Genomic DNA, 21,630 nt, shown 5'->3' with positions numbered 1-21,630 from the left:
CGGCTCCGGCCGGGCGAACTACGGTCGGCGGCATGGTCCTGGTCGTCCTCGAGCTGGTGGTGATCCTCGCCCTGCTCGCGGCGCTCGTCTGGGTGCTCCGGAACGCCCGGCCAGCGGGCACGGCCGGGGCGCTGCCCTCCCGGCAGCGGGCCGAGCTGGCCGCGGCCATCGCCCAGGCGAGATGGGTGCCCGCCCACGACGAGGTGGACGGCACGACCCGGGTGCTGGTGCGGCGGACCTACGTCGGGCTGGACGGCCGGCCCGAGGTGCTCGACGAGCGGGTCCTGGAGACCTTCCCGGCGCAGGACCCGGCCTGGGAGCCCCGGTTCACCGAGGCGATGTCGGCCGCGCGCTACCGCTGCACGTACCTGAACGCCGAGGAGGCGCAGTAGCCGGCTCGACGGTCCCGACCCGGCGGACGGCAGGATGGGGGCATGAGCCAGGTCGTCGCCACTGCCGAAAGAGTCGTCGCAGCCCCCGCGGAGCAGGTCCGTGCCGCCCTCGCCGACTACGAGGGTGCACGCCGCCGCGTGCTGCCCGAGCAGTTCAGCGACTACCGGGTCGAGGCGGGTGGGCAGGGCGCCGGCACGCGTGTCCACTGGCGGTTCGCGGCCACCTCCAAGCGGGTGCGCGACCAGCTCGTCACGGTCACCGAGCCCACCGCGGACTCCCTCGTGGAGTCCGACGAGAACTCGTCCATGGTCACCACCTGGACCGTCCTGCCGGCGGACGCCGGCGTCTCGACGGTGCGGGTCCGCACCACCTGGATCGGGGCAGGCGGGATCGGCGGCTTCTTCGAGCGCACGTTCGCGCCCAAGGGGCTGCGCCGCGTGTACGACCAGCTCCTCGAGCGGCTGGACGCGGAGCTCGCCTCTCGCTAGCCCTCTGCTCCAGGTGGGACGCCCGGTCAGCTGCCCCGCGGCGGCGGCACCCTCGAGGGCTCGATGTTCTGGTTCAGGTGGAACAGGTTCCCGGGGTCGTATCGCCGCTTGACCTCGGTGAGCCGCCCGTGGTTGGCGCCGTAGTTGTCCGGCGCCTTCTGCTGGTCGTCGGACGAGGCGAAGTTGATGTAGCCGCCGGGCTGGGAGTGCGGCGCGATCGCGGCGTAGTAGTCGCGCACCCAGGCGATGTTGTGCTCGTTCTCGGCCGGGTCTGGCCACATGCCGGCGATGTTGGCCACGTAGCGGGCATCGCGATGGCCGAACGCCGTCGCGTCGGAGGGCACCTCCTGCACCGCCGCGTCGAGCGTGTACATGTGCATGGCGCAGGTGATCGCCGGCATTCGGGCACCCAACTCCATGTGCGCCGCGATCGCGTCATCGGTGAGCTCGGTGACGAAGGCGTTCTTCCAGTAGTGCTGCAAGCCGGGCGGCAGCAGCGGGTCGAACAGCGCGTTCAGCGCCGGGTAGGGCATCGGCGCCACCATCTCGGCAGCCGGGGTGGCCACCTGGTGGAACCGGTCGAAGAACCGCTGCCCGTCGTCGAGGTCGCCGGTCCAGCAGGAGATGATCACGGCGAACGGCTGCCCGACCCGGTCCTCGGGGATGAACGGCAGCGGCGGGGCCAGGTGCATCGCCGGATAGCCGCCGTACTCCCGCGGAGCCTCGTCGAGCATGTCGTCGAAGAACCGGAAGACGGTCGGTCCGTCGGTCAGCTCGAAGAACATGAGCCCCACCAAGACGTCGCCGATCGGGTGCAGCCGGTAGGTGAAGTCGGTGACGACGCCGAAGTTGCCACCGCCGCCGCGCAGCGCCCAGAACAGATCGGGGTGCTCGTCCTCGCTGGCTGTGCGCTGGACGCCGTCGGCGGTGACCACGCGCGCCGACAGCAGGTTGTCGCACGAGAGCCCGTGCGCCCGGCAGAGGTAGCCGATCCCGCCGCCGAGAGTGAGCCCGGCGATCCCGGTGGTGGAGATGATCCCGCCGGTGGTGGCCAGGCCGTGGGCGGCGGTGACGTCGTTGAACCGGCCCCAGGTGGTGCCGCCGCCGGCGGTCGCGGAGCGCTGCGCGTCGTCGACCTGCACCGACTGCATCGGCGAGAGATCCGCGACGATGGCGCCGTCGGCGGTGCCGAACCCCGGCACGCTGTGCCCGCCGCCACGGACGGCGAGGTCCATCCGGTGATCGGCCGCGTGCCGGACCACGGCCACCACGTCCTCCTCCGACGCACAGCGGACCACCGCGGCCGGCCGTGCGTCGACCATCCCGTTGTAGACGCGACGGGCCTCCTCGTACTGCGGGTCTCCCTCACGGACGACCGTGCCCGCCACGCGGTCGGCCAGGGTCGACAGAGCCTGCGTCATGGCTGCTCCTCGTTCGGTCCGGTGGATACGCACCCGCGGTCCGGGAGCCCACGGACGGCGGCACCGACGCTAGGGGCGGTGCGGGGAAGCCGGACACGGCCAGAGGTCCCTGTCCGAGGCCGGGGCCGTGTCGGAGGCGATCCCCCTCGCTGCGCCGATGCGTCCGACGAACGCCCGACGTGCCCCCATGCCTTACCCGCCGGGTTGCGGCGCGGGAGGCGATCGGAGGGGACGATGACCGGGTGACCGCCGCACCCGTCGCCGACCCTGGCCAGGACGTCGCGCTGGACGCACTCGCCGATCTGCTGGCCGACGGGGAGTGCGTCGTCCTCTCGGGGGCGGGCCTGTCCACGGACTCCGGCATCCCCGACTACCGGGGGGCGGGCGGCAGCCTCCGCCGGCACACGCCCATGACCTACCAGACCTTCACCCGCGACCCGCGCGACCGGCACCGCTACTGGGCGCGGAGCTTCGTGGGCTGGCGGCAGATCCGCGAGGCGCGGCCGAACGAGGGGCACCGGGCGGTGGGCGACCTGCAGGCCGCGGGGCTGCTCGGCGGGGTGATCACGCAGAACGTCGATGGGCTGCACCAGGCGGGCGGCGCGGACGGCGTCGTCGAGCTGCACGGGGGACTGGACCGCACCGTGTGCCTGAACTGCGGCGACGTGGCGTCCCGGGCGGCGCTCGACGGGCGGTTGCAGGAGGCCAACCCGCACTTCGGTCCGCGCACCGACGAGGTCAACCCGGACGGTGACGCGGAGCTGCCCGACGAGGTCCTCGACGGGTTCGTCATGGTCGACTGCGTCGTCTGCGGTGGCGGGCCGCTCAAGCCCGACGTCGTCTTCTTCGGCGAGACCGTGCCGCGTGACCGGGTGGAGCGGTGCTTCGGGCTGGTCGAGTCGGCAGGCAGCCTGCTGGTCCTGGGTTCGTCCCTGACCGTGATGAGCGGCTACCGCTTCGTCCTGCGGGCGGCGAAGCTGGGCATCCCGGTCGCGATCGTGAACGTCGGCCCCACCCGCGGGGACGCCAAGGCCGACGTCCGGGTCGACGCCCCGCTGGGCGTCGTCCTGCCGGCGCTCGCCGCCCGTCTGGCCGGCTGAGCTGACCCGGCGGGTCGGGGGCACCTGACCGAGACTGGCGACGATGCAGACCTTCCTCCCCGTCGCCGACTTCGCCGAGAGCGCCCGGCTGCTGGACTCCCCTCGGCTGGGCAAGCAGCGGGTCGAGACGCTGCAGATCCTGCGCGCCATCGAGCTGCCCGACTACGGCTGGGCCAGTCACCCCGCCGTCCTGATGTGGCGCGGCCGGACGCCCGCGCTGGTCGCCTACGGGCTGGCGATGGCCCGGATCTGGCGGGAGCGCGGCTTCGCCGACACCACCGAGGCGCAGATCGGGGAGTTCGCGCCGGACGTCGTCGGCCTGCCGCAGGCGGAGCTGGCCGGTGCCGGGCTGCTGCCCTCGTGGCTCGGGGACGACGAGCTGCACCGGTCGCACCGGTCCAACCTCATCGCCAAGGATCCCGGGTTCTACCGACCGCGGTTCGCCGAGCTCTTCGGTCCCGAGCCCGACGACCTGCCCTACGTCTGGCCGGGACCCGATGACGTCCTGCCCGCCCCCCGGCCGGAGGGGATCGGCGTGTGGGTCGTCCGACCGCGGGCCCACAACGAGCTCGGCGCCTGCCTGGCCGCCGGCGTGGTGGGGCTGGGCACGCAGGCCGGCATCGACGTCGACGCCACCGGGCTCGCCCCGGACGAGCTGCGGGCGCTCTCCAAGGAGCTCTCCGGCCGGCGTCCGGCGAAGGACCTGCGCCAGCTGTCGGCCTTCCTCGACGAGATGGCGCCCGGCGACCGGGTCGCGCTACCGATCGAGCACGGCGCCGGCCTGCTGCTCGGCGAGATCGTCGGCGACTACCTGTTCCAGGGCCGCGAGCTGCTGCCGCACCGGCGGCCGGCCCGGTGGGAGCGGGTGGTCCCGCGGTCGGCGGCCCTCCCGCCGGCCACGCTGCAGGATCCCCGGGTGCTGTTCCGCGTCGTCCTCGACCCGGCGGCGCTGCGGGGCTGACCCGCCGCGGTCACGCCCCGGACAGCGGCACGTTCTGCAGCCGCACCTGCCCGCGGGCAACCAGCTTGCCGTCGTCGGCGCGGGTGAGCAGCACCTGCCACAGCTGCAAGGTCCGGCCCTGCTGGACCGGCTCGGCCACCACATCGAGCCGGCCCGACGTCATCGGCCGGATGAAGTCGGTGTTGTTGTTCACGCCGACCGCGAACTGGCCGCACTCCTGGACCGCCAGGCTCGCCCCGACGGAGGCGGCCGACTCCACGACCGAGCAGTACACGCCGCCGTGGACGACACCCCAGGGGGTGTGCTGGTCGGGCCCGAGATCGACCTGCCCGGTCACCCGGGAGCCGTCGGCGTCGGTCACCTCGAACTGCATCGCCGCCACGAACCGGCCGGCGGCCGTGAGATCCACCGAGGGGACGTCGGCGCTCATGCGTCCCAGACCAGGCAGAAGGGGTGCCCGATGGGGTCGGCGTAGACGCGGAAGTCACCGCCGCTGCCGGGCAGCCGCCGCGCACCCAGCGCCAGCACCTTCGGCTCGGCCTCGTCGACGTCGGCGACCCGGACGTCGAGGTGGAACTGCTGGGGGCGTTCGGGGTCGGGCCAGTCGGGCGGCTGGAGGTCGGGCGCCTGCTGGAAGGCGATCCGGTAACCGGCTCCGGTGACGACGACCCAGTCATCGCCCGGTGAGCCCTTCACCTCCATCCCGAGCAGCTCGGCGTAGAAGCCGGCGAGGGCATGGGCGTCGGGTGCGTCGATGACGAGGGAGTGGAGCTGACCGATCATGACCTCATCCTGGCGGCAGGGCCCGACGTGCGACAGCCGGGTCGGGCCGTGGGCGCGATCGGGACAGCCGGCCTGCGGCGTCCCGACGACGTGACGGAGGATCAGGACGTGACCACCTCGTCTGCTCCCCGGCTCGGTTCCCTCGACTGGCTGCCCGCGGCCGACCGGCTCGACCTGCTCGCCGCGCCGGTCGCGGCGGTTCTCGCGCAGCTGGACGGGGCCGCCTGGGTCGCCGAGATCGACGACGACCTGGCCGACACGGCCGCGTTCAGCGAGGCCTACGGCGTGCCCCTGGAGGCCTCCGCGAACTGCGTGGTCGTGGCCGCTCGCCGCGCCGGGCAGACCAGCCTGGCCGCATGCGTCGTCCTCGCCACCGGCCGCGCCGACGTCAACGGTCTGGTGCGCCGTCACCTGGAGGCCCGCAAGGCCTCGTTCGCGCCGCAGGACGTCGCGGTCGCCGAGTCCGGGATGGCCTTCGGCGGCATCACGCCGGTGGGTCTGCCCCCGGCGTGGCCGGTGCTGGTCGACGCGGCCGTCGCCGCGGCGGACCTGGTCGTGATCGGCTCGGGGACCCGGGGCAGCAAGCTGGCCGTGCCCGGGGCGGTCCTGGCCGCGCTGCCCGCCGCCCAGGTGCTGGAGGGTCTGGGCCGGCCGGTGGCGCCGGAGCCGTCCGCGCCGACGCCCGCGCCCAGCCGTCCCCTGCGGGCACCGGACGACAGCGACATCGGCTGGGGCGACCGGCCCACCGAGCCGTCGGCCGCCGACCGCCGCTACGTCGAGGACCGGCCCCCGCACTGGGGCAGCGACTGAGCTCCTAGAGCTGCCCGGGGAGGCTGGTCGTGCCCGGGCCCGACGGATCGTGTCCCGGCCCGCGCCCCTGCTGCGCGCGGAGCAGGTCGCGGATCTCGACCAGCAGCTCCACCTGGCTGGGCACGACCGGCCCTGCCTCCTCGCCACGCGTGCGCCGCTCCATGAGCGTCCTCATGGGAAGCACGACGACGAAGTAGACGACGGCGGCCGTCAGGACGAAGGTGATGACCGCATTGATGAAGGCGGCCCAGTCGAAGACCTGCTGGTCGATCACGACCGTCCCTCCCTCCAGGCCGCCGCCGCCGACGAGGCCGATGAGCGGCTCGAGGAACGACGCGGTGAACTGGGCGACGAGCGCGGTGAACGCGGCGCCGATGACGACGGCGACCGCCAGGTCGATGACGTTGCCGCGGAGCAGGAAGTCCTTGAAGCCCTTGATCATGGGGCCATCCATCCACACCGGCCTGGAGTGTGCCCAGCGCTCGCCCGGAGCGTCATGGCGGCGGCAGGCTGACCGTCAGCGTGGCCGTCGTCGACGCCGCCGCCAGATGGGCCGCGGTCGGGCCGTCCACCGCCAGGAGGAGCAGCCCCGCGGCAGGGTCCTGACCGTCGGCGCCGCTCCCGGGCGTGGCGAGGACCAGCGCCGACGCGGCCGCGACCTCGGCTGTGCCGGACTCCGGCGACGTGGCGAGGACGTCCACGCGGTCCCCGGCGGACACCAGCGCCGCCACGGCGAGATCGGCCAGCCGGACGGGCGCGGCGACCTGGCCCTCGGGCAGCAGGGCGGTCAGCCCCGCGCCCACCAGCCGCACGTCGGTCACCGGCTCCGCGGCACGGACCGCCCCGGCGAGGACCCGCCCGACGAGCGCCGACGGGTCGGCGGCCACCCCGGCGGGCAGCAGTTCGTCCGGGAACCGCGCGACCGTGAGGTCGGAGGCGGTGAGGACGGTCCCGGGCGGGAGATCGGCCGCGGCCACAGTCACCGCGGTGCCGGCGCGCGGCTGGGCAGCCCCCGACGGAGCCTCCGGGCGCACGGCGAGGACGAGGGCCAGGACCGCGAGCAGCACGGCCGCCGCCCGGCGGGCGGTGTGCAGGGGGAACCGGGGGCGGCGGAAGGGCGGCACCGCCCGAGCCTGCGGTGCAGACCGTCAGGACGGCCGGCGCCGGCTCAGGTTGTGGAGGGAGCGGAGCCCTGTGGACGGCCGCACCGCTCAGTTGGCTGCCTTGGACGTGCTGGTCGACGTGCTCGAGGAAGTGCTCGCGGCCGGGGTCGAGGAGGAGCTCTCCTTCGACGGCGAGGTCCCGTTGGACGTGCCGTTCGAGGTCGAGCTCTCCGACGAGGAGGAGGAGGCGGTCTTGCGGCTGTCGGTGCGATAGAAGCCCGAGCCCTTGAAGACGACGCCGACCGAGCCGTAGACCTTGCGCACCGTGGCGGCGCACTCGGGGCACTCGCCTACCGGGGCGTCGCTGAAGGACTGCACGACCTCGAACTCGTGCTTGCCCTCAGGATTGGTGCAGGCGTACTGATACGTGGGCACGGCGGTGGCTCCCTGGTGCTGCGAAGAGTCTGCTCCGGGCTGGCACTCGCACCCGGCGACTGCCAATGATGCGCCATCCCCGCACCTGACGTCCACGCGCGTCGCCCGGTGTGAGCAATCCGGCGGAGTCAGCGTGACAGGCGTGAGGCGATAGGTTCCTGGGCGGTGACACGGAGCTCGCGCCATGAGGAGGTTCGATGGGGATCGACGACGTCGTCGACCGATGGCACCGGTACATGGCCGGCGACCTCCCAGGCGGGCTCGAGGAGCTGCTCGCCGACGACGTCGTCTTCCACTCGCCGGTGGTCTACACGCCGCAGCGCGGCAAGGAGATCACCGTGCGGTACCTCGAGGCGGCATCCGCCTCGCTGGCCGGCGACGACGCGACCGGTGCGGGGGCCTTCCGGTACACGAAGCAGGTCCTCGCCGGCGACACCGCGGTGCTCGAGTTCGAGACGAGCCGGCACGGCACGTACGTCAACGGCGTCGACATCATCCGCTGCGACGACGCCGGGAGGATCGTCGAGTTCCGGGTCATGATGCGTCCCCTGCAGGCCATCCACGCCGTGCACGAGGAGATGGGGCGGCGCCTGACCGCCGGCGCGTGACGACCGTCCGCTGACCAGGGGTCTGCTACCCGTGCCCACGGTGAATCCATGACCCGTCACGAGCAGTACGGTCTCGCCCGTGACGGATCGGTGGCTCGACGACGAGCAGCAGCGGACGTGGCGCGCCTGGCTCACCGTGTCCGAGCTGGTCCCGCGCGCCCTCGACGCCCAACTGCAGCGCGACGCCGGCATCAGCCACGCCGCCTACGTCGTCCTCGCCATGCTCTCGGAGTCGCCCAGCCGCAGCCGTCGGATGAGCGACCTCGCCCGCCGCGCCAACCAGTCCCAGAGCCGGCTGTCGCACACCGTCGCGCGTCTCGAGGAGCGGGGCTGGGTGCGCCGCGAGCGCGCCGCCGACGACGGGCGGGGCAACCTCGCCGTCCTCACCGACGCGGGATTCGACGTCGTCGTCGCCGTGGCACCGGGACACGTCGACGCCGTGCGTGAGGCTGTCTTCGGGCCGCTGACCGCCGAGCAGACCCGGGTCCTCGGCGAGGCCCTGGAGGCCATCGCCGCCAAGCTCGACCCCGACCGGAGCCTGCGCGTCCGGGACGGCGCCGACCTTCCGGACTGACGGGCGCGGCGGATCCGAGGGGTCCTACCTCGCCATTTCGGGTCCTCCCTCGCGGTCGACGGCGAGGGAGGACCCAGTTCGATCAGGGAACCTGATCGTCGACCGGCGCGGCTCAGCGGCCGAGGTGGCGGTACCGGTGGAGGCGGCTGCGGAAGCGCTCGGTGTCGTCGCGGCCGAGCAGACCGGCCAGTTCCTCACCGAGCACCCGCCCGAGGCGGAGGCAGAACTCGTTGGGCTCGTCGGCGGCGTCGGGCCGCTCGGGCACCACCCGGTCGACGATGCCGGCCCGCCACAGGTCCGTCGCCCGGACCCCCTGCGCCGCGGCCATCTCCCCGGCGTGCGTGATGTCGCGGTGGACGATCGCGCTGGCACCCTCCGGAGGCAGCGGACCCAGCCAGCCGTTCGCGGCCGCCAGGACGCGGTCGGCGGGCACCAGCGCGAGCGCGCCACCGCCGGTGCCCTGGCCGAGCAGCACCGCCAGCGTCGGCGCCTTGAGCACCACGAGGTCGTGCAGGCAGCGGGCGATCTCGCCGGCCAGCCCGCCCTCCTCGGCCTCGCGGGACAACGCGGCACCGGGCGTGTCGATGAGGGTCAGCAGCGGCAGCCGCAGCTCCTCGGCCAGGTGCATCCCGCGCCGGGCCTCCCGCAGGGCCGCGGGTCCCAGCGGGGCCGACATCGACTGGCCCCGACGGTCCTGGCCGAGCACGACGCAGGGCGCGCCGCCGAAGCGGGCCAGGGCCAGGAGCAGGCCGGGGTCCTTCTCACCGGCGCCGGTGCCCGACAGCCCCACGACGTCGGTGGCCGCCGTCCGCAGCAGCCGCCGCACGCCCGGCCGGTCCTCCCGCCGGGAGGCGGTCACGACCTCCCAGGCGGTGCGGTGGTCCTCGGGGTCGTCGGCGTCGGTGCCGTCCTCGGGTGTCGGCCGCTCGGCGCCGCTGACGTCGGTGTGCCAGGTCTGGCGCGCGGCCAGCACGCGCAGGGCCCGGTCGGCGACATCGCCGACCTCCTCGTGCGGGACGACGGCGTCGATGAGCCCCCGTTCGGCGAGGTGCTCGGCGGTCTGCACGTTCTCGGGGAACGGCTCGCCGTAGAGGGCCTGGTAGACGCGCGGCCCGAGGAACCCGATGGCCGCGCCGGGCTCGGCGATGGTGACGTGGCCGAGCGAGCCCCACGAGGCGAGCACGCCGCCGAAGGTGGGATTGCGCAGGTAGACCAGGTAGGGCAGCCCGGCCTCCTTGTGCCGGGCGATGGCCGCGGTGATCCCGATCATCTGCAGGAAGGCGACGGTCCCCTCCTGCATCCGGGTGCCGCCGGACACCGGGGCGGCCAGCAGCGGCAGCCCCTCGTCCGTCGCGCGCTCCACGGCGGCGATCAGCCGCTCGGCGGCGGCGACGCCGATCGAGCCGGCCAGGAACCCGAACTCACCGGCGACGACGGCGACACGACGGCCGCGCAGTCGTCCTTCGCCGGTGATGATCGCCTCGTCCTGCCGCGACTTCTCCTCTGCCGCCGCCAGCTCGCCGGCGTAGTCCTCCGACACCTCGGGGCGGACGACCGGGGCGTCCCAGGACTGCCACGACGCGGGATCCAGCACCAGGTCCCGCAGCGACCGGGCGTCGAGCCGGGCGGGTTTCGCCGTCACGAGTCCAGCCAGGCGCGGATCGCGTCGCCGTCGGCACCCAGCACCGGGGGAGCGGTGTGCTCGCGGCGGGTCGTCTCGGTCTCGCCGTCCGGACTCGGCGCGAAGAACCGCAGCGGTGGGCCGGGCAGCTGCAGCCGGCCGAGGGTGGCGTGGTCGACGTCGACCAGCAGGCCCTGGGACAGCGCCTGGTCCCAGCCGTAGACCTCGTCGATCGTGCGCACCTTGCCCGCTGGGATGCCGACCTTGTTCAGCCGGGCCAGCAGGTCCTCCGCGTCGATCTGCGCGAACGCCTCCTCGAGGAGCCCGATCACCCGGTCCCGGTTCTCCACGCGCTCGCCGTTGGTCGCCATGCCGGGCGCCTCGGGGTCGAAGCCGAACTCGGCGCAGAGCTTCCGCCACAGCGACTCGCTGGCGCAGGCCACCTGCACGCTGCCGTCGGCGCAGTGGAAGAGGCCGTACGGCGCGATCGAGGGGTGGTGGTTGCCCTGCGCGCGGCCGACCTTCCCGGCCACCGTCCACGCCGTCCCCTGGAAGGCGTGCACGCCGACGATCGCCGCGAGCAGCGAGGTGCGCACGACCTGCCCCCGGCCGGTGCGCTCGCGCTCCATGAGGGCGGCGAGCACGCCGTAGGCGCCGTACATGCCGGCCAGCAGGTCACCGATGGGGACGCCGACCCGCTGCGGGTCCTCCGGCCCGGAGCCGGTGAGCGACATCAGCCCGCCCTCGCCCTGGGCGATCTGGTCGTAGCCGGCACGCCCACCCTCCGGGCCGTCGTGGCCGAAGCCGCTGATCGCCAGCGTCACCAGCCGCGGGTTGAGCTCGGCCAGGACGTCGGTGCCGAACCCGAGCCGCGCCAGCGTTCCCGGCCGGAAGTTCTCCATCAGCACGTCGGCCCGGCGCAGCAGCTCGGTGAGCGTCGCCTTGTCGGCCTCGTCCTTGAGGTCGAGGGTGATCGACTCCTTGTTCTTGTTGGTCGACAGGAAGTACGTCGACTCCCGGTCCGCTCCCTCGGGCTGCACGAACGGCGGCCCCCAGCCGCGGGTGTCGTCCCCGCTGCCCGGGTTCTCCACCTTGATCACGCGGGCGCCGAGGTCGCCGAGCATCATCGCCGCGTGCGGCCCGGCGAGGGCCCGGGTCAGGTCGACGACGAGGACGCCGTCCAGTGGTCCAGCCATGTGCTGCTCCGTTCGCTCACAGCCAGCCGGGGACGACGAAGACCAGCCAGGCCAGGAACGGCCCGGCGGCGACGACGATCGCGGCGTAGCCGAGGATCTGCTTGTAGAAGCGGTCCTTGTCGACGTCCTGTGCCGCGGCCAGGACGAGCGCACCGTTCGTGGAGAACGGGCTCACGTCGACGATGGTCGAGGCCACGGACAGGGCGACCACCACACCCACGGCGCTGATGTCCCCGGCCTCCAGGAACGGCACCGCGAGCAGGATGGCGACACCGATGATCGCCGTCGACGACGCGAAGGCCGACACCACCCCTCCGATGTAGGCCAGGAGGAGGGCGATCACGAGCGGCACCCCGAGCCCGATGACCGCGTCGCCGACGTAGTCGATCGTGCCGGCCGCCTCCAGGACGGACACGAACGTCAGCACGCCGGCGATGAGCAGGACGGTCGACCAGCTGATCTGGCTCACCGCGCCCTTGTGCTGCTTGGCCGAGAACAGCGCGAGGACGACGGCGACGGTGATGGCCACGAAGCCGATGTCCAGGTCGAAGGCCAGCGCGAGGACGGCGACCACGACGAGCCCGACGAGCGTGAGGATCTGCTCGAAGCGCACCGGTTCCGGCCGGTCGGGGTGGACGTGGTCAGCGTCATCGGCAGGGTCTCCACCGACGGCCGGGCCGGGGGCGGCGCCGTGCCCGCGTACCTCGGTGCCGTGCGCCTGCGCAGCCGCGGCGGTCGTGGTCGCGGCGGCCGTGTCCGCGTGGGTGTCCACCTTGCGGCCGATCAGCTTGCGACCGCCGAGGACGAAGAACAGCACCACGGCGATGGCGATGTTGAAGAACAGCGCGCCGAGGAAGACCGCGAGCGGGCTGCTCGGCAGGCCCTCGTCCTCCACGATCGTGTTGACCGTGACGCCGTAGACGCTGATGGGGGAGAAGCCGCCACCCTGCGCGCCGTGGATCACCATCATGCCCATCAGCAGCGGGCTGATCCCGTGCCGCGCGGCGAAGGTGAGCGCGATCGGCGCGATGATCGCGACCGCGGCAGGGGAGAGCGCTCCGATCGCGGTGAGCACCGCGGTGACGAAGAACATGATCCACGGGATGGCCGCGACGTGGCCGCCGACCATCCTCACCGCGCCCCTGACCAGCAGGTCGACGGTGCCGTTGTTCTGCGCGATGGCGAACAGGTAGGTGACCCCGATCAGGGTCAGCACCAGCCCCGCCGGGAAGCCGCCGATGATCTCGTCGGTGTCCAGCCCCACCGAGAGGGTGCCGACGACGAAGGCGGCGACGAAGGCCAGCGCGCCCATGTTGATGGGCAGGAACGTGGCGATCGCGAAGATCACGACCAGCGCGATGATGGTGACGATCTCAGGGGACACGGTCGCTCCCACGACGTCGGCGGATGGGCGCGTTCACTCTCCCAGTGACCGAGCGGTAGCGCCTGCCAGCGCCTCGGGCCCCCGGCGTCCGCCCGCCGGGCTGGCTACGCTGCCCGGGTGACCAGCCCTTCCGCCCGCCCGGCACGCAAGGCCGTCATCCCCGTCGCCGGGATGGGGACCCGCTTCCTGCCGGCGACCAAGGCCGTGCCCAAGGAACTGCTGCCGGTGGTCGACCGGCCGGCGCTGCAGTACATCGTCGAGGAGGCCGCGCGCGCCGGGCTGCCCGAGGTGCTGATGGTCACCGGCCGGAACAAGGCCGCCATCGAAGACTTCTTCGACCGCCACCCCGAGCTCGAGACCGCCCTGGAGAAGAAGGGCGACGCCGGCCGGCTGGCCGCGGTGCAGGAGTCCACCGACGTGGCGCAGGTCCACTTCGTGCGGCAGGGCGAGGCCAAGGGCCTGGGCCATGCGGTGCTCCAGGCCGCGGCGTTCGTCGGGGACGAACCGTTCGCGGTGCTGCTCGGTGACGACCTGATCGACGCCCGCGACCACCTGCTCGAGCACATGCTCGCCGTGCAGGCCGAGCACGGCGGGTCGGTGATCGCCCTGCTCGACGTGGGCCGGGAGAACATCGACAAGTACGGCGCCGTGGCGATCGAGCCCGGCGCCCACGCGGCCGTCGACGGCGACGAGGTGGTCCGCGTGACCGGCCTGGTCGAGAAGCCGCCGATCGACGAGGCGCCGAGCAGCCTGGCGATCATCGGCCGCTACGTGCTGTCGCCATCGGTCTTCGAGGTGCTGCGGGAGACCGCGCCCGGCCGCGGCGGGGAGATCCAGCTGACCGACGCGCTGGCCACCCTCGTCGAGCGTGGCGAGCCCGTCCACGGTGTCGTCTTCAGCGGACGGCGTTACGACACCGGCGACCGGCTGGACTACCTCAAGGCGGTCGTCCGGCTGGCCACCGAGCGCGACGATCTGGGCCCGCCGCTGCGCTCGTGGCTGCGCGAGTTCGTCGCCGACCTCCCTGCCGAGGGCGCGTCGTCGTCCTGACCGGCTCCGACAAGGGCACCATCGGCAGGATGAGCGGTCAGATCGACGGCGAGGACGGCGCGGGCGGTGCCTACCGGGGGAACCGGGACACCGCGCAGGTCGACATGGCGATGGCGGTGCCCCGCCGGAGCGGCCCGCTCACGAGGCCGGGCGCGCGCGTCGTGACGCCGTCCCGTCCCGTGCCCGGTCCACGGGACGTCGTCGAGGGCCCCATCCCGCTCCCGGCGACCGAGTCGGTGCCGCTCGACCGGATCTGCACGGTCGAGCGCCACCTCGACGAGATCCTGGCCGCGGTGCCCCAGCCGCACCCCATCGAGCTCGCCGTCCTGGACGCGCAGGGACTGCTCTGCGCCGAGGAGGTCGCCAGCCAGCGGGCCCTGCCGGCCTTCGACCAGGCGGCGCTGGACGGCTACGCCGCCCGGGCCGAGGACGTCGAGGCCGCGCTCCCGCAGGCGCCGGTCGAGCTGGCCGTGGTCGGGGAGAGCGTCGCGGGGGCCAGCGCCCCCTCCTCGATCGGCCCGGGCCTCGCGCTCAAGGTGGCCGCCGGCGCGATGCTCCCGGCCGGGGCCGACGTCGTCGTCCCCGCCGTCTGGACCGACCAGGGGACGGTGCGGGTCGCCGTGCACGCCGGGCCACCGGCCGGCAGCTACGTCCGCCGGACGGGGGACGACGTGGCGCCCGGCGACCCCGCGGTGCAGGTCGGCACGCCGATCGGGCCGGCGCAGATCAGCCTGCTGGCAGCCGTCGGCCGCGAGCGCGTGCTGGTCCGTCCGCGACCGCGCATCGCCGTCCTCTCCGCCGGTACGGAGCTGGTCGACGTCGGCACGGTGCCCTCGCCGGGTCAGGTCGTGGACGTCAACAGCTACGCGCTCGCCGCGGCCGCCCGTGACGCGGGCGCCGAGGCCTACCGGTCGGGCATCCTGCCGAGCGACCCCCGGCGGTTGAGCGAGGTGCTGGAGAGCCAGCTGCTGCGCAGCGACCTGGTGCTCGTCGCCGGGACGTTCGCCACCGGCGGATTCGACCAGGTCCAGGAGGCGCTCACCGAGCTGGGCGACATGCGCTTCCGCCAGGTGACGATGCACCCGGGGCCGTCGCAGGGCTTCGGCCGGCTGGGCCGCGACGAGATCCCGGTCATCTGCATCCCGGGTGAGCCGGTGGCGGCCCTGGTGGCGTTCGAGGTGTTCGTCCGGCCCGCGATCCGCCTGATGCTGGGCAAGCGCCAGCTGTTCCGCCGCACCGTGCAGGCGGTCGCCGGCCAGCAGCTCGTCTCCCCCCTGGGATACCGCCAGTACCTGCACGGCACGGTCATGCGCCACCCGGACGGCGGGTACGTCGTCGAGCCGGTGGGCGACGGCACCGACGCGCTGCTGGCGCGCATGGCCCGCGCCAACTGCCTGATCGTCATCGACGAGGACGTCACGGAGGTCGCCGCGGGCGGCCTGGTCACCGTGATGCCGCTGCTGCTCGGCGGCTGAGCTGGATCCCACCCTGCACCCCGGCTGGCCGGCCCGGCTGGCCTCGGGTCCCGTGGAGCTGCACCCGCTCTGGCGGCGGGACGCGGGGGAGTGGAGCCGGCTGCGGCTGGCCAACCAGAACTGGCTGAGCCCCTGGGAACCGACCACCGGCGTGCCGTGGCCGGAGCGGCACAGCCCGTCGGCCTACCGCGCGATGCGCGCAGTCGTCGCCCGACGGGCCCGCCTGGGCGCCTCGCTGCCGTTCGCCGTCCGCGTCGAAGGCCGGCTGGCGGGGCAGGTGACGCTGGACAACATCGTCCGGGGCGCGCTGCGGTCGGGATCCCTGGGCTACTGGATCGACCGCTCCGTGGCCGGGCGCGGAATGGCGTCCCTGGCCGTCGCACTGGTCTGCGACCACGCGTTCGGTGAGGTGGGGCTGCACCGGGTGGAGGCCGACATCCGGCCGGAGAACCTGCCCAGCCAGCGGCTCGTCGAGCGGCTGGGATTCCAGCGGGAGGGGCTGCGCCGCCGCTACCTGGACATCGACGGCGACTGGCGCGACCACTACTCCTACGCGCTGCTGGCAGAGGACCTGCCCGGCGGCGTGCTCACCCACTGGCGCCGCCGCATACCAGGCTGAGCGCGCCGGTCGGCGGACGGCGCGTGCGACACGCCCCAGTCGTCACAGCCGCCCCAGAAATCCATCCGCGACACACCGCGCGCCTCCCGGTGCAGGCCCGCTCGGCTGCATAACCTCGCCCTTGCGAGTGACTCATGTGACAGGTGGTGTTCGGATGGGATCGGGCGTGCTCTTGGCCGCTCTGGTCGTGCTGTGGTTCGTCGTGCTGGTGCCCATGGTGGTGACCCGCGGCGACGCACGGACCGGCCAGCTGGGGTTGGCTGACTCCGGTCGGACGCTGCAGCGCCGGCGGGCGGTGGACCCTGTCGTCCACGCCGACACCGAGCGGGTGTCGATCGACCGTGACCTGCTGCGCACCAGTGGTGAGCTGCAGGTGGACGTGCACGCCCTCCGGCGTCGCACACTGGCGGGCCTGGTGGCCCTGGCCGCGCTGACGCTGGTCGGTGCGCTCGTGTACAGCCCGTGGCTGTGGGTGGCGCAGGGGCTCTTCGACGCCGCCGTCGTCGGCTACGTGCTGGTCCTGCGCAAGGTGGCCCGCCGCGAGCGGCTGGCCGCCCGCCGGGCCGCCCGTGCCGCGGCCCGCGCGGCGATGCGGACCCCCGCTCCGCGTCCGGCGCCCGTGCCCGTGCAGCGGGACGTCGAACTGCACGAGACCGTGGCGCAGCAGAACCTGCCGAAGCTGCCGCACCCGAGCGTGCCGCTGGCGCCGGTGCACGCGTTCCCGATGGGCCGCATCGTCGCCGCCCGCACGCCGGCCCCGGCCGGCTGGCAGCACAGCGCCGTGGTCGGTCTGGACGACGACGACATCGGCTTCGCCGACATCGACGAGTACCAGCCCCGCCGGGTGGCCAACGGCTGATCGCTGACGACCCGGCTCCCCGGTGCCGCCCCGGTGGTGGCGTCGGGGAGCCGGGACGCTAAACTCGCTCCTCGAAGGGGCTGTGGCGCAGTCCGGTAGCGCACCTCGTTCGCATCGAGGGGGTCAGGGGTTCAACTCCCCTCAGCTCCACACCTTCACCGCACGACGAAGCGCACCACGAAACAGCACAGCACGATCCAGCCGACGCCGTCGGGGCCCGCCGCCCCGGCGGCGTTCGCCGTTGACGAGGAGACCACGTGAGCGCGGATGGTGAGCGCGGACCGGACGAGCGCCGACCGGACGACGAGCGCGCGATCCGGTTCCGCTGGATCGCCCGGGCGGTGGTCGCGGCGATCGGGGCCTGGTTCCTCGCCGACGGGCTCAGCGGCGTGTGGTCCGACGTCGGCCCCCTCGCGCGGGTGCTGATCGCGCTCGCCGTCGTCCTCGCGCTGGTGCTCGTCGTCGTCGGGCTCCTGCGCCTGGACCGCGGCAGCCGGGGGAACTGACCGTCAGCGGGCGCTGCGGAAGTCCGGGGCCCGCTTCTCGACGAAGGCCCGCACGCCCTCGCGGCCCTCGGGGTCGGCCGCCGACTCGGCGATGAGCTGCGCCTCATCGTCCAGCTGCTCCCCGAACGTGCGGGTCGCGGCCCCCCGGACCAGGGCCCGGGTGCGGACCATCGCCCGGATCGGTCCGGCGGCGATCTCGCGGGCGACCTGCTCGGTGGCGGCGCGCAGCTCGTCGTCCTCGACCAGGCGCGCCACCAGGCCGGTGAGGTGCGCCTCGGCGGCGGTCAGCGAGCCGTTGGTGAGCATCAGGTCCAGTGCCCGCGGAGCGCCCAGCGAGCGCGCCAGCGCCCAGGACGTGCCGCCGTCGGGGGAGAAACCGATCGCGCCGTAGGCCGGGCGGATCGTCGTCGTCCGGGCGCACACCACCAGGTCGCAGGCGCCGACCAACCCGACGCCTGCTCCGGCGACGGCGCCCTGCACGCCGGCGACCACCGGGACGGGGCAGGAGAGGACCGTCCGGACGACCTCGTGCCAGTCGTGCGCCAGCTGCCCGACGAAGGCGCCGGGGTCGTCGGCGCCGGCGAAGGACCGCACGTCGCCGCCGACGCAGAAGCGCGGCCCGTTGGCCAGCAGGAGGACGACCCGCGTCCGCTCGGGCCGGGCGGCGAGAGCGGCGGCGAGCTCCGCGGCGAGCGCCGGCGTCAGGGCGTTGCCGGTCTCCGGTCGGTCCAGGGTGATCCGCCAGATGTCGCCGTCGGTCTCGGTGAGCACGGCGGGGCGGTCCTCGGTCATCGTCGTCCCCTCCGTCCCGGCCGGTCCCGCCACCGTAGGCCTCAGAACCAGGAGGGGAACCACATGCGCAGCAGCCACTCCGGGTGCGACAGCGGCTGCCCGGTGAGCACCGGGTAGAAGAAGACGAAGGTGGCCGCCACCAGCGCCACGTAGAGGCACACCGCACCCAGCCCGATCTGCCGCCGGAGCGGATCGGCGTGGTGCCGGCCCAGGACGTCCTGGAGCGCGAGGACGACCGCCAGGACGAAGAAGGGCAGGGCGGGGGCCATGTAGAAGATGAACATCGTGCGGTCGAGGTTGAGGAACCAGGTGAGCCAGCCCGCCGCGATCCCCACGGCCACCGGGATCGCCGCCGGGTCCCGGCGCGCGACGATGCGCCAGCCCAGCCACAGCAGCGCGGGCGCGAACGCGAACCAGAGGGTCGGTGTCCCGAGCATCAGGATGTAGCGGATCACCTGGTCGCCGGCGGAATCGGTGAGGCCCTGGGGGTTCCACAGCAGGATCGGCCGCCCGTCGACCAGCCAGGACCACGGCCCCGATTCCCACGGGTGTGGCGAGGACAGCCCGTTGTGGAACTCCAGCCACTGAGCGTGCTCGTGCCACAGCGAGCGGAGGGCGTCGGGGATCCAGGGAAAGGCGGTCTCGGGATTCTGCTGCGCCCACGCCTTGCCCTGCGAGGTCTCACCCAGATACCACCCGGTGAACGACGTCAGGTAGGTGAGCACGGGGACGGCGGCCAGCGCCCACAGCGCACCGGGCAGGCCCCGGCGGACCGTCGTCCTGGTGGGGCTCGGGACGCGGGCCTCGCGCCACGCCGCCCGGTCCCAGAACAGGCTCAGGATCGCGAAGAAGGCGAGGAACCAGACGCCGCTCCACTTCACCGCGCAGGCGCACCCGAACAGGACGCCGGCCGCGATCCGCCAGCCCCGCGGACCGAGCCGCGCCGGCGCCGCCATCGCCCGCACCCGTGCCCGCACGACGTCGCGGTCCACCACGAGGCAGGCGACCGCCGAGACGACGAACACCTGCAGGAAGACGTCGAGCAGGCCGATCCGCGAGAGGGTGAACGAGAACGCGTCGAGGGCGAGCAGCAGGCCCGCCAGCAGGCCCAGCAGGGTCGATCCGGTGAGCCGCCGGGCCAGCCGCACCAGGACGACGACGGCGATCGTGCCGGCCACCGCCGACGGGAACCGCCAGCCGAAGGAGTTGTAGCCGAACAGCTGCTCGCCGGCCGCGATCAGCCACTTGCCCAGCGGCGGGTGGACGATGAACGAGTAGCCGCGGTTGTACTCGAAACCCCAGGTCAGCAGCTCGCGCGCCTCGGGTGGGTAGTACGCCTCGTCGAAGAGCAGGTCCCTGGGATAGCTGATGCCCCACAGCCGGACGGCGAGGGCGGTCACGCCCAGGATCGCGGTGAGGATCCAGGAGAGCCGGCGGTCGTCGGGAAGCGGAGGAGGAACGTCGCGGCGGGGACGCGGGAGGGGCCATCGGCGGGTGGCCCGGGCCGCGACGGGTGGCTGCGGTGCCGTCTCCGCCTGCTCGGGAGCCAGCACCGCCATGACTGCAGGGTAGGTGGACCGCTGCGCCGAGAGACCGTGACAGGCTCGTGCGCGTGAGCGGTCGGCTGGTGCTGGGTGGTGCACCCCTCGGGCAGCCGGGCGACGTCGGCCCGCGGCTGCGCGAGGTGATGGCCTCGGCCGACGTGCTCGCCGTGGAGGACACCCGCCGGCTGCACCGGCTCGCCTCCGATCTCGGGGTCACCTTCACCGGACGGGTGGTGACCTTCCACGAGTCGGTGGAGAAGGCCCGGCTGCCCGGGCTGCTGTCGGCGCTGGACGACGGCGCGACGGTGCTGCTGCTCACCGACGCCGGCATGCCGTCGGTCTCCGACCCCGGCTACACGCTGGTGCGCGCGGCGATCGAGGCGGGCGTGCCGGTGACGTCGGTGCCCGGGCCGTCGGCGGTGACGACGGCGTTGGCGGTGTCGGGGCTGCCGGTGGACCGGTTCTGCTTCGAGGGTTTCCTGCCCCGTCGCGGGGGTGAGCGGCGCTCGGCGCTGGCGGCGCTGGCCGACGAGCGGCGGACGATGGTCTTCTTCGAGTCACCGCACCGGCTGGCCGACGCGCTGGCCGACGCCGCGGCGGCCTTCGGAGCCGACCGCGAGGCGGCCGTGTGCCGCGAGCTGACCAAGACCTACGAGGAGATCCGTCGCGGGCCGCTGGCCGAGCTGGCGGAGTGGGCCGCCGAGGGCGTGAAGGGCGAGATCACCCTCGTCGTCGCCGGCGCGACCGCTGCCCCGGTCGCCCTGGAGCCGGCCGACCTGGCCGCCGCGGTGGCCGCGGAGGAGGCCGCCGGGGCGACCCGCAAGGACGCCATCCGCGCCATCGTCGTCCGCACCGGCCTGCCGCGCCGGACCGTCTACGACGCCGTCGTCGCCCACAAGCCGCCCCAGGCATAGGTACCTATACGTGCGTCTGGGAGCCCACGACGCACGTATTGGTACCTATGCCTGGGGCGTGGTCAGCCGGCGCGCAACTGCCGCATGCGGGCGGTGTAGACGGCGAGCACCTTGGCCCGGACGCCCTCCGGGTCCCGCAACACGTCGGCGTAGGTGAATCGGAGAACGACCCAGCCCAGCGCCGCCAGCTCACGATCGCGGGCGAGATCCTTCTGGCGGTCCTCGGGCGAGGTGTGGTGAGCCGCACCGTCGAGTTCGACCGCGAGCTTCACCTCTGGCCAGCAGCGGTCTAGTCGGATCCGTCCGGTCGGCAGATCGACCGCACGCTGCCCGACGCTCCGCGGCAGAGAATGATGCCTGAACACATTGAGGACCCCGTGGGCCTCCAGCTCGCTCTGCACGCCGTCCTCGATGAGATCGATCGCTTGGAGCAGTGCTCGGCGCCCGGCCACGTTGGAGCGCTCACTCAGGGCTTCCCGGACCTGAGCGGGGGTCACGAGGCCTCGCCGGCTGACATCGAGGACCAATGGACGCCGTTCCTGCGTGGGTAGCAGCGGCCACGAGTCGACGAGCGTGCGCGGAAGCCGCGTCACGCGCAGGCCCTGACGTTCGATGCACTGATCCGATCCCGGGTCGAAGCGCAGCCGTCGGTGCACCACGAGGTCGAGTGCGCCCGTCCGTTTCAGCCCTTGGTCGACCGTCAGGTGCAGCGGCCGCTCAAGTCCGCGCAGGCCCCACACGGCGAGTGCTGTCGTGTGGCTGAGAGCTGCGACGGGACCTGCGTGCAGCAACGCGGCACGCAAGAGAGCGTGGTCGTCGAACGCAACATCACGGTGGCGGTAGACGTGCGGAAAGACTCGGAGAAGATTGCGACGGCCGATGTGCCCGTCGAGGACGACGGCCGGGATGCGTTCGAGCAGCTGGCGCCGCGTCGCCAGCCCACCGTTCTCGTCCAGCGCGTCCCGGACCACCGCTCGCCAATCCATGCCGCAGA

Annotated in this window: 25 protein-coding genes and 1 tRNA gene; 14 read left to right on the top strand and 12 right to left on the bottom strand. The window is 73.6% G+C overall.

Translation table 11 applies throughout. The features are described from left to right. Positions 1 to 32: 32 nt before the first annotated feature. Entirely contained in the window at positions 33 to 392 is a 360-nt protein-coding gene (locus FHU33_RS21020; protein WP_142027551.1) for a hypothetical protein, read from the top strand. 42 nt (positions 393 to 434) lie between these two features. Then, positions 435 to 881: an SRPBCC family protein gene (locus tag FHU33_RS21015; protein ID WP_142027550.1), complete on the top strand. Its 447-nt coding sequence runs from the start codon at positions 435 to 437 to the stop codon at positions 879 to 881. 26 nt (positions 882 to 907) lie between these two features. Here the strand turns inward: FHU33_RS21015 and FHU33_RS21010 are convergent, their stop codons facing one another. Next, on the bottom strand, positions 908 to 2,302 hold the full coding sequence (locus FHU33_RS21010) for an FAD-binding oxidoreductase (RefSeq protein ID WP_142027549.1): 1,395 nt from the start codon (positions 2,300 to 2,302) through the stop codon (positions 908 to 910). Positions 2,303 to 2,544: 242 nt separating this feature from the next. On the opposite strand from FHU33_RS21010, the gene FHU33_RS21005 reads away from it, so the two are divergent. Together FHU33_RS21005 and FHU33_RS21000 are read left to right on the top strand one after the other, a co-directional pair. Further along, positions 2,545 to 3,402, top strand: coding sequence for an NAD-dependent protein deacetylase (locus tag FHU33_RS21005; protein WP_246064069.1), 858 nt, complete (start codon positions 2,545 to 2,547; stop codon positions 3,400 to 3,402). A 43-nt stretch (positions 3,403 to 3,445) separates the two neighbouring features. Further along, on the top strand, positions 3,446 to 4,363 hold the full coding sequence (locus FHU33_RS21000) for an MSMEG_6728 family protein (RefSeq protein ID WP_142027548.1): 918 nt from the start codon (positions 3,446 to 3,448) through the stop codon (positions 4,361 to 4,363). A 10-nt stretch (positions 4,364 to 4,373) separates the two neighbouring features. Here the strand turns inward: FHU33_RS21000 and FHU33_RS20995 are convergent, their stop codons facing one another. Continuing rightward, a complete protein-coding gene (locus FHU33_RS20995) occupies positions 4,374 to 4,793 on the bottom strand; it encodes a PaaI family thioesterase (protein ID WP_142027547.1) in 420 nt (139 codons plus the stop codon). After that, positions 4,790 to 5,146: a VOC family protein gene (locus FHU33_RS20990; protein ID WP_142027546.1), complete on the bottom strand. Its 357-nt coding sequence runs from the start codon at positions 5,144 to 5,146 to the stop codon at positions 4,790 to 4,792. The genes FHU33_RS20995 and FHU33_RS20990 overlap by 4 nt, the downstream gene beginning before the upstream one ends. Before the next feature lie 108 nt (positions 5,147 to 5,254). On the opposite strand from FHU33_RS20990, the gene FHU33_RS20985 reads away from it, so the two are divergent. Continuing rightward, entirely contained in the window at positions 5,255 to 5,956 is a 702-nt protein-coding gene (locus tag FHU33_RS20985) for a YbaK/EbsC family protein (protein ID WP_246064067.1), read from the top strand. A 4-nt stretch (positions 5,957 to 5,960) separates the two neighbouring features. Here the strand turns inward: FHU33_RS20985 and mscL are convergent, their stop codons facing one another. The 3 genes from mscL to FHU33_RS25545 all read right to left on the bottom strand — a co-directional run bounded on the left by mscL (position 5,961) and on the right by FHU33_RS25545 (position 7,494). Next, on the bottom strand, positions 5,961 to 6,398 hold the full coding sequence (gene mscL, locus FHU33_RS20980; protein ID WP_142027544.1) for a large conductance mechanosensitive channel protein MscL: 438 nt from the start codon (positions 6,396 to 6,398) through the stop codon (positions 5,961 to 5,963). A 52-nt stretch (positions 6,399 to 6,450) separates the two neighbouring features. After that, complete coding sequence (gene cpaB / locus FHU33_RS20975; RefSeq protein ID WP_142027543.1) at positions 6,451 to 7,080, bottom strand: Flp pilus assembly protein CpaB; 630 nt, start codon at positions 7,078 to 7,080, stop codon at positions 6,451 to 6,453. Positions 7,081 to 7,167: 87 nt separating this feature from the next. Further along, the gene (locus FHU33_RS25545) at positions 7,168 to 7,494 is read right to left on the bottom strand and encodes an FmdB family zinc ribbon protein (protein ID WP_211355305.1); all 327 of its coding nucleotides are present in this window, start codon (positions 7,492 to 7,494) and stop codon (positions 7,168 to 7,170) included. Between the two features lie 197 nt (positions 7,495 to 7,691). Here FHU33_RS25545 and FHU33_RS20965 point away from each other — a divergent pair, with 197 nt between their 5' ends. Then, entirely contained in the window at positions 7,692 to 8,102 is a 411-nt protein-coding gene (locus FHU33_RS20965; protein ID WP_142027541.1) for a nuclear transport factor 2 family protein, read from the top strand. Between the two features lie 79 nt (positions 8,103 to 8,181). Beyond that, complete coding sequence (locus FHU33_RS20960) at positions 8,182 to 8,676, top strand: MarR family winged helix-turn-helix transcriptional regulator (RefSeq protein WP_142027540.1); 495 nt, start codon at positions 8,182 to 8,184, stop codon at positions 8,674 to 8,676. Between the two features lie 112 nt (positions 8,677 to 8,788). Here the strand turns inward: FHU33_RS20960 and FHU33_RS20955 are convergent, their stop codons facing one another. From FHU33_RS20955 to FHU33_RS20945, 3 genes are read right to left on the bottom strand one after another with little or no spacing between them, the layout of a single operon-like run. Beyond that, complete coding sequence (locus tag FHU33_RS20955) at positions 8,789 to 10,318, bottom strand: carboxyl transferase domain-containing protein (RefSeq protein WP_142027539.1); 1,530 nt, start codon at positions 10,316 to 10,318, stop codon at positions 8,789 to 8,791. Further along, a complete protein-coding gene (locus tag FHU33_RS20950) occupies positions 10,315 to 11,493 on the bottom strand; it encodes a CaiB/BaiF CoA transferase family protein (RefSeq protein ID WP_142027538.1) in 1,179 nt (392 codons plus the stop codon). Before FHU33_RS20950 ends, FHU33_RS20955 begins: the two co-directional genes overlap by 4 nt. Before the next feature lie 16 nt (positions 11,494 to 11,509). Then, positions 11,510 to 12,877, bottom strand: coding sequence for an SLC13 family permease (locus FHU33_RS20945; protein ID WP_142027537.1), 1,368 nt, complete (start codon positions 12,875 to 12,877; stop codon positions 11,510 to 11,512). Between the two features lie 117 nt (positions 12,878 to 12,994). Here FHU33_RS20945 and FHU33_RS20940 point away from each other — a divergent pair, with 117 nt between their 5' ends. From FHU33_RS20940 to FHU33_RS20915, 6 genes are all read left to right on the top strand, one after another. Next, the gene (locus FHU33_RS20940) at positions 12,995 to 13,927 is read left to right on the top strand and encodes a UTP--glucose-1-phosphate uridylyltransferase (protein ID WP_142027536.1); all 933 of its coding nucleotides are present in this window, start codon (positions 12,995 to 12,997) and stop codon (positions 13,925 to 13,927) included. A 29-nt stretch (positions 13,928 to 13,956) separates the two neighbouring features. Further along, on the top strand, positions 13,957 to 15,402 hold the full coding sequence (gene glp / locus FHU33_RS20935) for a molybdotransferase-like divisome protein Glp (protein WP_211355304.1): 1,446 nt from the start codon (positions 13,957 to 13,959) through the stop codon (positions 15,400 to 15,402). 52 nt (positions 15,403 to 15,454) lie between these two features. Beyond that, entirely contained in the window at positions 15,455 to 16,021 is a 567-nt protein-coding gene (locus FHU33_RS20930) for a GNAT family N-acetyltransferase (protein ID WP_246064065.1), read from the top strand. A 166-nt stretch (positions 16,022 to 16,187) separates the two neighbouring features. After that, the gene (sepX, locus tag FHU33_RS20925) at positions 16,188 to 16,880 is read left to right on the top strand and encodes a divisome protein SepX/GlpR (protein WP_246064064.1); all 693 of its coding nucleotides are present in this window, start codon (positions 16,188 to 16,190) and stop codon (positions 16,878 to 16,880) included. A gap of 76 nt (positions 16,881 to 16,956) precedes the next feature. Then, a tRNA-Ala gene (locus FHU33_RS20920) sits at positions 16,957 to 17,030 on the top strand. A gap of 107 nt (positions 17,031 to 17,137) precedes the next feature. Then, positions 17,138 to 17,386: a hypothetical protein gene (locus FHU33_RS20915; protein ID WP_142027533.1), complete on the top strand. Its 249-nt coding sequence runs from the start codon at positions 17,138 to 17,140 to the stop codon at positions 17,384 to 17,386. A gap of 3 nt (positions 17,387 to 17,389) precedes the next feature. Here the strand turns inward: FHU33_RS20915 and FHU33_RS20910 are convergent, their stop codons facing one another. Together FHU33_RS20910 and FHU33_RS20905 are read right to left on the bottom strand one after the other, a co-directional pair. Further along, positions 17,390 to 18,178 (bottom strand): enoyl-CoA hydratase/isomerase family protein, encoded by a 789-nt coding sequence (locus tag FHU33_RS20910; RefSeq protein ID WP_142027532.1) that lies wholly within the window; start codon positions 18,176 to 18,178, stop codon positions 17,390 to 17,392. A gap of 41 nt (positions 18,179 to 18,219) precedes the next feature. Beyond that, entirely contained in the window at positions 18,220 to 19,737 is a 1,518-nt protein-coding gene (locus FHU33_RS20905) for a dolichyl-phosphate-mannose--protein mannosyltransferase (protein WP_142027531.1), read from the bottom strand. A 53-nt stretch (positions 19,738 to 19,790) separates the two neighbouring features. On the opposite strand from FHU33_RS20905, the gene rsmI reads away from it, so the two are divergent. Next, complete coding sequence (gene rsmI, locus FHU33_RS20900) at positions 19,791 to 20,636, top strand: 16S rRNA (cytidine(1402)-2'-O)-methyltransferase (protein ID WP_142027530.1); 846 nt, start codon at positions 19,791 to 19,793, stop codon at positions 20,634 to 20,636. Between the two features lie 62 nt (positions 20,637 to 20,698). On the opposite strand, the gene FHU33_RS20895 is transcribed toward rsmI, so the two are convergent. Then, positions 20,699 to 21,607 (bottom strand): DUF559 domain-containing protein, encoded by a 909-nt coding sequence (locus FHU33_RS20895; protein WP_246064062.1) that lies wholly within the window; start codon positions 21,605 to 21,607, stop codon positions 20,699 to 20,701. Positions 21,608 to 21,630: the final 23 nt, after the last annotated feature.

Origin of the sequence: Blastococcus colisei (genome assembly GCF_006717095.1) — a bacterium.
Lineage (GTDB): Bacteria > Actinomycetota > Actinomycetes > Mycobacteriales > Geodermatophilaceae > Blastococcus_B > Blastococcus_B colisei.
The sequence above is the reverse complement of the archived record's forward strand: the minus strand, read 5'-3'. Positions and strand labels throughout refer to the sequence as shown.

What these genes read in the sequence shown, in the direction of transcription:
- FHU33_RS21020 (WP_142027551.1), top strand. Translation starts at nt 33, where the DNA reads ATGGTCCTGGTCGTCCTCGAGCTGGTGGTGATCCTCGCCCTGCTCGCG.
- FHU33_RS21015 (WP_142027550.1), top strand. Translation starts at nt 435, where the DNA reads ATGAGCCAGGTCGTCGCCACTGCCGAAAGAGTCGTCGCAGCCCCCGCG.
- FHU33_RS21010 (WP_142027549.1), bottom strand. Translation starts at nt 2,302, where the DNA reads ATGACGCAGGCTCTGTCGACCCTGGCCGACCGCGTGGCGGGCACGGTC.
- FHU33_RS21000 (WP_142027548.1), top strand. Translation starts at nt 3,446, where the DNA reads ATGCAGACCTTCCTCCCCGTCGCCGACTTCGCCGAGAGCGCCCGGCTG.
- FHU33_RS20995 (WP_142027547.1), bottom strand. Translation starts at nt 4,793, where the DNA reads ATGAGCGCCGACGTCCCCTCGGTGGATCTCACGGCCGCCGGCCGGTTC.
- FHU33_RS20990 (WP_142027546.1), bottom strand. Translation starts at nt 5,146, where the DNA reads ATGATCGGTCAGCTCCACTCCCTCGTCATCGACGCACCCGACGCCCAT.
- mscL (WP_142027544.1), bottom strand. Translation starts at nt 6,398, where the DNA reads ATGATCAAGGGCTTCAAGGACTTCCTGCTCCGCGGCAACGTCATCGAC.
- FHU33_RS20965 (WP_142027541.1), top strand. Translation starts at nt 7,692, where the DNA reads ATGGGGATCGACGACGTCGTCGACCGATGGCACCGGTACATGGCCGGC.
- FHU33_RS20950 (WP_142027538.1), bottom strand. Translation starts at nt 11,493, where the DNA reads ATGGCTGGACCACTGGACGGCGTCCTCGTCGTCGACCTGACCCGGGCC.
- glp (WP_211355304.1), top strand. Translation starts at nt 13,957, where the DNA reads ATGAGCGGTCAGATCGACGGCGAGGACGGCGCGGGCGGTGCCTACCGG.
- FHU33_RS20910 (WP_142027532.1), bottom strand. Translation starts at nt 18,178, where the DNA reads ATGACCGAGGACCGCCCCGCCGTGCTCACCGAGACCGACGGCGACATC.
- FHU33_RS20905 (WP_142027531.1), bottom strand. Translation starts at nt 19,737, where the DNA reads ATGGCGGTGCTGGCTCCCGAGCAGGCGGAGACGGCACCGCAGCCACCC.